This is a genomic window from Rhodoferax sp., assembly GCF_025354435.1.
Lineage (GTDB): Bacteria > Pseudomonadota > Gammaproteobacteria > Burkholderiales > Burkholderiaceae_C > Rhodoferax_B.
Map to the genome: position 1 here is coordinate 38,352 of NZ_JANXMU010000065.1, position 7,390 is coordinate 45,741.

The following is a 7,390-nucleotide window of genomic DNA, read 5'->3' on the forward strand; positions in this document are numbered from 1 at the left end:
GCTGGGTAGAAAATATAAGCTTTTTAGGCCTCTAGCGCATATTCCCTCTACGCTAGTAGCTACAAAAACAATAGTAAATCACTCTACTGAGGCAGAAAAGAAACGGTAGCCAGCGCGCCCGGCCAGCTTGGCGCTGTACATGGCCTGGTCGGCCGTGGCCAGGATGTCGGCGGCGGTTTGGCCGTCTTGCGGGTAGCGGCTGATGCCGATGCTGGCGGTGACCCTTAACTCCTGGGCCTGCACCGGTATCGGCTCCTGGATGGCGGTAAGCAGCTTGCCAGCGATGGTGGCCAGATGGCTGTGGGATACGGCAGCGCCCAGCAGCACCACAAACTCATCCCCGCCCAGACGGGCCACGGTGTCCACCTCGCGCACCATGTGCTGCATGCGCCGGGCCACGGTTTTGAGCACCTCGTCGCCCGCGTCGTGGCCGTAGCCGTCGTTGATGGCCTTGAAGGCATCCAGGTCGATAAAGAGCAGGCAGACCTGTTCGCCGTAGCGGCGGGCATGGGCCAGGGCCTTCTCCAGCCGCTCCTGGAACAGGCGGCGGTTGGGCAAGCCGGTCAGCATGTCGTGCTGGGCCAGGTGTTCCAGCTCTTCCTGGTTGTCGTGCAGGTCGGCCAGTTGCCCGGTGATCTGCAGGTGCATCTGGTGGAAGCTGCGCGCCAGGCTGCCGATTTCATCCCGCCGCAACAGGGGCAGATCACCCGGCGGCAGGCCGTTGGCAAAGCGCTGGGCGGCGGCGGTCACGGCGTTGATCGGGCGCGTCATGGCCCGGGCCAGCGGCACGGCCAGCAACAGGCACAACATGGACAGGCCCACCACGATCTGCAAAATGGTGCTGCCCAGCTGCTGCGACTGCGCCAGCACCTGGTCCAGCGGCTGGGCCAGGCCCAACAGCAGCCGGGTTTCGCTGCTGGACACATGGACCTTGGCCGCGATAAAGGCCGCCACCACGGGGGCATCGGCATAGCCGTCTTCTCGGGCCTCGAACACCACGTGCTCTTGCTGCCCACTGATCAGCGGACGCAGGGGTTCAAACTCGTCTTGCAACAGCACCCGGCGGCCTTTGTCGAAGCCAAAGGTTTTGCTGCTGTCCGGGTGGACCAGGATGTCGCCTTCGGCATTGGCCAAAAACAGCTTGAAGGTAGGCGGCAGGTCGGCGGCGAGCAGGTTGAACATGCCGTTCAGGTCCATATTCACCACCACCACGCCAATGGCCGTGTTGTTGGCATCCATCACCGGCATGGCCAGTTGCAGTGTGGGCTGCTCCAGGCCCGCGTAGGAGCCGCCTTCGTGGTTGATGGTGATGCGCGACATGTAGGTGGCGCGGGCGGGCAGCTTCAGGGTGTCGAACACATAGGCATAGTGGCCTTTTTCCTGCAGGTCGTCGCCCTGCACGCGCAGCGTAGACGGCCCCACCCGCTCGACCCGCACGCGCTCCAGCCCGTAGTCGCTGGCCGAGATCAGGCGCAGCTGCAAATAGCTGGGGTTGGCATCGATCAGCAGGCCAAACAACTTGGCCAGTTGCTCGGTGTCGTCCCAGTCCTGGTGTTGCAGGATGGAGATGGTGATCGGCAAGCCCGCCAGCACCTGCAGATTGCGCGACACCTCCTCGCGCGTCTGGGTGATACGCCGGGCCAGTACCTGGGTCGAGGTGAGCAGCTTGTTTTTGGCCGAATCCACCAGCAGGTTGCGGCTGGCCTGGTAGGCATAGAACCCGGTCAAACCGGCCGCCAAAAACCCTACGGCGGCCAGCAACAGGACTAGCTTGCCGACGATGCCCCACCTCATGGAGTGCACTGCGTCATGGGGACAGGACCTTGCTGGCGCGGTCGCCCGACACGATGCGGGTCCACAGCAGGTTGCGGCGCTCTTCGCTTTCCACCGGCTCCAGCCAGACCAGGCGGTCTTCGGCACGGTATTCAGACGAGGCCGAGGTGGTGTTGGCCAGCCCCTGGCGTTTCACCAGCACCAGGCCAGGCTCGGGCTCCAGCAGGTAGCTGATCCAGGCTGCGGCCAGGGTCGGGTTGGTGGCACCGCGGGTGATGGCCCAGCAGTCCAGCCAGGCCAGCGCACCTTCTTTGGGGATGGCATAGCCCACGTCCAGCCCGGCCGCGCGGAACATCACCTCCTGCTGGCGGCCGTAGTTGGCAAACAGCAGCGCGGCGTGGCGGTTTTTGAACAGAGCCAGTGACTCCTCCGGCTGGGTGTAGAAACCGCCCGCGTTGCGGCGCAGGGCAATCAGCCGTTCTACCGCCTGCGGCCACTGGCTGTCGGTCAGACGAAAAGGCGACTTCAGGCCCAGTGCCATGGCCGCCAGCGCGAAGTTGTGCGTGCCAGCGTTGTAGGCAATCACCTTGCCCTGGTAGCGGGGGTCCCACAGGGCGGCGATGGAAGTGGGTGGCTGTTTGATTTGCTGGCGGTCGTAGACCAGGCCCATCTCGGCATAGGTGTACGGAATGGCATAGGTTTTGCCCGCGTGCACCAGGCCGGGAATGGCTGCCCGGTTCTGGAAGCGCGGCAGTTGCCGGGTCAGATTGGGTACCGTGGCGGTGGCGATGGGTTGTACCCAGTTCTGCTGGATGTAGCGCTGCAGCTCGGCGGTGTTGACCGCAAACACATCAAAAGCTGCAGGCTGGGCATCTGGGGTGTGCTGGCTGATTTTTTGCCACAGGTCCACGTCGGAATCGATCACCGTGACCTCCACCCGGCAGGCCATGCGCTGCTCAAAGGTTTTGACGATGTCGGCATCCGCATACCCCGGCCAGGCCAAAACCCGCAAGACCTCGGTGCCCGCCGCACCGGCCCGTCGCGGTGCAGCCAGCGGCAGCGACACCGCAGCGGCCAGCGCAAACTGCCGTCTATTGAGCAAAGGCCACGGAGTACGTAGAGGTGTGGGGTGGCGCATCGGTTTCACTCTAGCCAAGCTGCATTACAACAGCCTGTACCCCGGAGTGAAAGCTCTGGTTAATGGCTATTGACGGATGGACGGAAGCTGGCGGCGGTTACAAACTGAAACGGGCGAATGTAGTGGCGCAAAAAAGCATCCAGAACAAGCCCAATTGCTGATTCAAGCTACACAACCAGCTACTGTATTAATAGCAACCGATATCCGCTTGGCTGTCAGTCCAGCATCGGCACCAGGCCCGGATCGCCCTTGTGCATGGCACTGCGGTAGGCCGGGCGCGCACCAATGCGTTGCAAATAGGCGCGGATATGCGGATACGGAGCCAGGTCAAACGGCATGAAGGTGCGCATGGTGGTGAGCGAAAACACGGCCATGATGTCGGCCGCCGTGAATTCCGCCCCTGCCAGGTAGTCGGCCTCGCCCAGCCGCGCTTCGACCAAGCCGAGCACCAGGTCCAAGCGACCGCGGGTGCCAACCAGAATAGGGTTGTCTGTCGCCAGGTTGAGCCGCCGCAACACCATGTTGCGCCCTAGATTGGGCTGCAGATTGCCATTGGCAAAGTGCAGCCAGTACAGGTACTGCGCAAAGTCTGGGTGGTCTGGAGCCAACACTAGGCGGCCACCGCCGTATTTGGCCAGGATGTAGTCCACGATAGCCCCGGATTCGGCCAGCAGCAGGTCGCCATCGGCGATCACCGGTGCCGCACCCAGCGGGTGCAAGGCCTTCAACGCGGGCGGCGACAGCATGGTCACCGCGTCACGGGTGTAGTGCTGCAGCGTGAACGGCAGGCCCAGCTCTTCGCACAGCCAGACAATGCGCTCCGACTGCGATATACCGAGGTGGTGGATGGTCAACATGGGGAAAGTATCTCCGGAGGTGGATGGGTGGGGCCGATTCTGACAGCCCGGCTGCGGCCCGCACCACCAAGAAATTTACCTATAAAAATAGGTTCATGCCCTTATTCCACCAGCACAAGTAGCTCTTAAAAATATAGCAAACTTCACACCACCAGTCAAACGATCATCTTGCGGTACTGCACAAAGCCGCTCTTGTCGGCGATGCGGTCGTAGAGCTGCATCGCGTCCAGATTGCTCTCGTGCGTGAGCCACCACACCCGGGCGGCAGCCTCATGGGCGGCGCTGGCGTACACATGCTCGATCAAGGTCCGCCCCACCCCCTTGCCGCGCAGGTTGGACAAGGTGAACAAATCCTGCAGGTACACATAGTCGCCCGCCGTCCAGCAACTGCGGTGGTAGATGTAATGCACCATGCCCACCAGCGCGCCGTCGATCTCGGCCACCGCGCAGTGCATGGGCTCGGCCGGGTCCAGAAAGCGCTGCCAGGTCAGCGCGGTGACGGCTTCGGGGATGGTGGTTTTGTAAAACGTCTGGTAGCCCTGCCACAGCGGCAACCACTGGGCGAAATCGGTGTCTTGGGCGGGTCGGATCTGCATGCGTGGTCTCCTGTGAAGTACGCCAGCTTAGCCGCAGCATGGCACCCTGGGTAGTGCCAACCTAGAGTAAAAACAGGGTTCCACGGTTTTGTGAATTTTTTAGGCACTTTACGTCGATAAGATGGGCACAAGCAGCTCTTTTTTATGTAGCACCCTATTCCATCCCGTGCATCCGCCCGTCGATATACAACCAACATCCCTCCTGCCGCACTAGCTGGGCGGGGTTACATCCATGTGCTGGCCAGGAAGATTGTGGGACTGGGTTGGCTGGAAAGAACATACAAAAAGTACCTCCAGCGCATAAGAAACCAGCACAAGATGCTACATATTTTGCGGCAAAAATCTGTAGCATTTGCAGGAGTCCGGCCCCGCCCTCTTAACCAAGCCAAATGGCAAGTTCGGGTTGAACCTATGGTTCAAGTGCGCTTTTCAGAAGACGGCTTTGGACCCGTTGCGGTCGCTGATGACTGAGATTCGAGCAGCGAAACTGCAGGCGAGTGCGGTCGTTCATTTTCGGTGAATTTAAGGAAAATATACGAAATGCGCAAACGTAAGCCTTCTTCAATTTGCAACAGAGACCACTATAAAACAGCAAGTAAGATGTAGCTTAATAAAAGGGGGAAATATGGATTTTTCAGAAACAAACATTGCGCGCCTGTTCGGACATGAGGCGGCCGAGGACGAGGACCTTGAGTTACTCAAGGCCTATTATTTTAAAAGTAACGTATTCGGTCAAGTTGCCAACAATCTACCCATTCGATTGCTTGTGGGACACAAAGGAATTGGAAAATCAGCACTATTTAAAGTTGCCATGGCAGAGGAAGAAGCTGATGGAAAAATTTCAATTTTAATTAAACCTGACGACATCGCTGGAATTGGTGATCAAGAACAAGACTTTCTTAAACTTATTCGCGAGTGGAAGCTTGGCATCTCCGAAATAATTGCGAGCAAGGTTCTAAGCTCCCTTGGGCTTCAGTACGACGGATGGCGTGCAAACCTAAACACTTACGGCGGGAAATTTATCGATTTCTTACAATCTACTTTCAAAGCAGATAAATATGTAAATTTAAAAGGAACGAAAAAAATAATAGTCGATCAGTTCCTGAGCAGCGGTCGAATATATGTTTACCTAGATGATCTTGATCGAGGTTGGGAGGGATAAAAAAAGGACATCCGAAAAATATCTGCATTGATAAATGCAGTTCGTGATATTGCATCCGAAAGCAAAGGCGTTTCATTTCGAATAAGTCTGCGATCTGATGTTTATTATTTGGTTAGGACATCAGATGAATCAACCGACAAGATAGAAGGATCCGTTATTTGGTACTCATGGAGTAATCACGAGATATTGGCTCTCTTGGCCAAGCGATTCGAGCTGTATGCGGGGAGAACGCATGAAACGCATAAATTGGTAGAAATGACGCAGCCTCAGTTAGCGCAATACCTAAACCCAATCATGTCTCCGATATTTGAAGATAAAGGAAGTTGGTCGAAAATCCCAACCTACAGGATGATGATGTCTCTCATCCGAAAACGGCCGAGAGACTTAGTTAAGCTTTGCACGCTTGCGGCACGGCGCGCAGCTGAAAGCAAATCAACATTGATAAGCACAGAGCATTTCAATGCAGTATTTGAAGAGTACTCACAAGGAAGAATGCAAGATACCATCAACGAGTATCGCTCAGAATTGCCAGACATAGAACGACTACTTTTTGGCATGAAACCTTCTCGTCAAGACAGAAAAACAAGCAATGGATATTCGCATACCACTGAGGCTATTCTGAAAAAAATTGAAAATGTAATGCAATCCGGAGTGTTTAAGTTTTCAAATGGCAAAGTGGCAGACAAAAAAAGTCTGGCGGCTTTCATGTACAAGATTAACTTTCTGACCGCCCGGAAGGAAGAAGGTGAATTTATTCAGCGAAAGTATTTTGAAGAAAGCCGTTATTTATCACATCAGTTCGTAGACTTTGGCTTTGACTGGGAAATGCACCCCGCTTATCGATGGGCATTGCAGCCAGACAATATAAAGGATGTATTTACTCAAATGAAACCAAATGCCGATTAATCCATCTGCATTTAGTTATCGATTCTCTACAGAATCTGCAACCGCCTGATGGAGTGAACCGGTTGCTACCCTTAATGGTCTTCATTGACCGACCGTTTTAAGTCTTGGGCAGTCCTTTGTCAGGTGACAATGAAAACCAGCTTCTGGCCAATGGCGGCTGATTGCCGTCAATGACCGCGTGACGAAAGCGGATCTTCTCCAGCGACAGGCCCGACTCCACCGGTGCGGCAGTACTGGCCGCCTGGGCGTGGCGCTGCAGGATCAGCATCTTGTCCTTTGGGTTGGGTCCAGTGGGGGGAGTCGCCAATGACCGGTGTAGGCAAATAGGCGGATGACTCCTCAATCATGGAGACTCACACCCAAGGCATCCAGCTTCTTTGCGTACGAGTCCCTGCGTTTTGCCGCCTTTGCCGCTGCGTCAACGGCTGCTTGGATGGCCTTGGGTCCTTTTTTGGCGGCGGCTTTGATCAATTCGAACTTGTGGGCAGCATCCGACTCCGCCCGCTTGAAAGTGGCGATGATTTCGACATGGGTAACAGATGGCTTCACAGGTTCCCTTAAAGCTTTATGTAAGTGCGAAGCAGCGCTGCTCTCAATTCGCGGTTAGCTGGTTGTGAAACATCTACGCCTTGAACCGCCAAGTCGAACGATGAGCCAGGTTTGATACTGGTTGGGAGTATTTTTTTGACGGGATTCGTAGCAGGGTACTTGCCATCAGCAGCGCACATGCGAACGGAAAACCCGAATTCGTCGAGTACCCCTTTCGCGTACAACTCCGCCAAATGCTGAAACGACACGAATGTCGAACATTTCACTTCTTTAAGGCAACGCTGAATAAGTCCCGACCTGGCGCGTGACTTGCATTGGTATTGTCATCCCTCACAAGGCGACAAAGATGAAGCAACACACCCTGGCCCTGGCCGCCGACCAAGAAGCGGGATTCGCCCAGCACCGCAAA

General features: G+C 56.2%; 7 protein-coding genes and 1 pseudogene. 2 read left to right on the plus strand and 6 right to left on the minus strand.

Annotated elements, in window-relative coordinates:
• Window positions 1-78: 78 nt before the first annotated feature.
• From Q0T48_RS16835 to Q0T48_RS16850, 4 genes are all read right to left on the minus strand, one after another.
• On the minus strand, window positions 79-1,794 hold the full coding sequence (locus Q0T48_RS16835) for a diguanylate cyclase (RefSeq protein ID WP_295958507.1): 1,716 nt from the start codon (window positions 1,792-1,794) through the stop codon (window positions 79-81).
• Window positions 1,795-1,807: 13 nt separating this feature from the next.
• Window positions 1,808-2,911, minus strand: a complete 1,104-nt coding sequence (locus tag Q0T48_RS16840; RefSeq protein WP_295958510.1) for an extracellular solute-binding protein — start codon at window positions 2,909-2,911, stop codon at window positions 1,808-1,810.
• Window positions 2,912-3,126: 215 nt separating this feature from the next.
• Window positions 3,127-3,768 carry a glutathione S-transferase family protein gene (locus tag Q0T48_RS16845; RefSeq protein ID WP_295958511.1) on the minus strand — a complete coding sequence of 214 codons (642 nt, stop codon included), beginning with the start codon at window positions 3,766-3,768 and terminating at the stop codon, window positions 3,127-3,129.
• A 155-nt stretch (window positions 3,769-3,923) separates the two neighbouring features.
• The gene (locus Q0T48_RS16850) at window positions 3,924-4,364 is read right to left on the minus strand and encodes a GNAT family N-acetyltransferase (protein WP_295958514.1); all 441 of its coding nucleotides are present in this window, start codon (window positions 4,362-4,364) and stop codon (window positions 3,924-3,926) included.
• A 625-nt stretch (window positions 4,365-4,989) separates the two neighbouring features.
• Between Q0T48_RS16850 and Q0T48_RS16855 the strand changes: the two genes are divergently transcribed.
• Both Q0T48_RS16855 and Q0T48_RS16860 read left to right on the plus strand, forming a co-directional pair.
• Window positions 4,990-5,526 carry a hypothetical protein gene (locus Q0T48_RS16855; RefSeq protein ID WP_295958516.1) on the plus strand — a complete coding sequence of 179 codons (537 nt, stop codon included), beginning with the start codon at window positions 4,990-4,992 and terminating at the stop codon, window positions 5,524-5,526.
• A gap of 354 nt (window positions 5,527-5,880) precedes the next feature.
• Window positions 5,881-6,432, plus strand: coding sequence for a hypothetical protein (locus Q0T48_RS16860; RefSeq protein WP_295958519.1), 552 nt, complete (start codon window positions 5,881-5,883; stop codon window positions 6,430-6,432).
• Window positions 6,433-6,583: 151 nt separating this feature from the next.
• Here Q0T48_RS16860 and Q0T48_RS16865 read toward each other — a convergent pair.
• Window positions 6,584-6,712, minus strand: a pseudogene (locus tag Q0T48_RS16865) (P-type conjugative transfer protein TrbG); the annotation flags it as partial.
• Between the two features lie 59 nt (window positions 6,713-6,771).
• Window positions 6,772-6,981: a hypothetical protein gene (locus Q0T48_RS16870; RefSeq protein WP_295958522.1), complete on the minus strand. Its 210-nt coding sequence runs from the start codon at window positions 6,979-6,981 to the stop codon at window positions 6,772-6,774.
• Window positions 6,982-7,390: the final 409 nt, after the last annotated feature.

Bases quoted from the DNA above. Each gene is read 5' to 3' on its own strand.
- Q0T48_RS16860 (WP_295958519.1), top strand. From the start codon at position 5,881: ATGTCTCTCATCCGAAAACGGCCGAGAGACTTAGTTAAGCTTTGCACG.
- Q0T48_RS16835 (WP_295958507.1), bottom strand. From the start codon at position 1,794: ATGAGGTGGGGCATCGTCGGCAAGCTAGTCCTGTTGCTGGCCGCCGTA.
- Q0T48_RS16850 (WP_295958514.1), bottom strand. From the start codon at position 4,364: ATGCAGATCCGACCCGCCCAAGACACCGATTTCGCCCAGTGGTTGCCG.
- Q0T48_RS16855 (WP_295958516.1), top strand. From the start codon at position 4,990: ATGGATTTTTCAGAAACAAACATTGCGCGCCTGTTCGGACATGAGGCG.
- Q0T48_RS16840 (WP_295958510.1), bottom strand. From the start codon at position 2,911: ATGCGCCACCCCACACCTCTACGTACTCCGTGGCCTTTGCTCAATAGA.
- Q0T48_RS16845 (WP_295958511.1), bottom strand. From the start codon at position 3,768: ATGTTGACCATCCACCACCTCGGTATATCGCAGTCGGAGCGCATTGTC.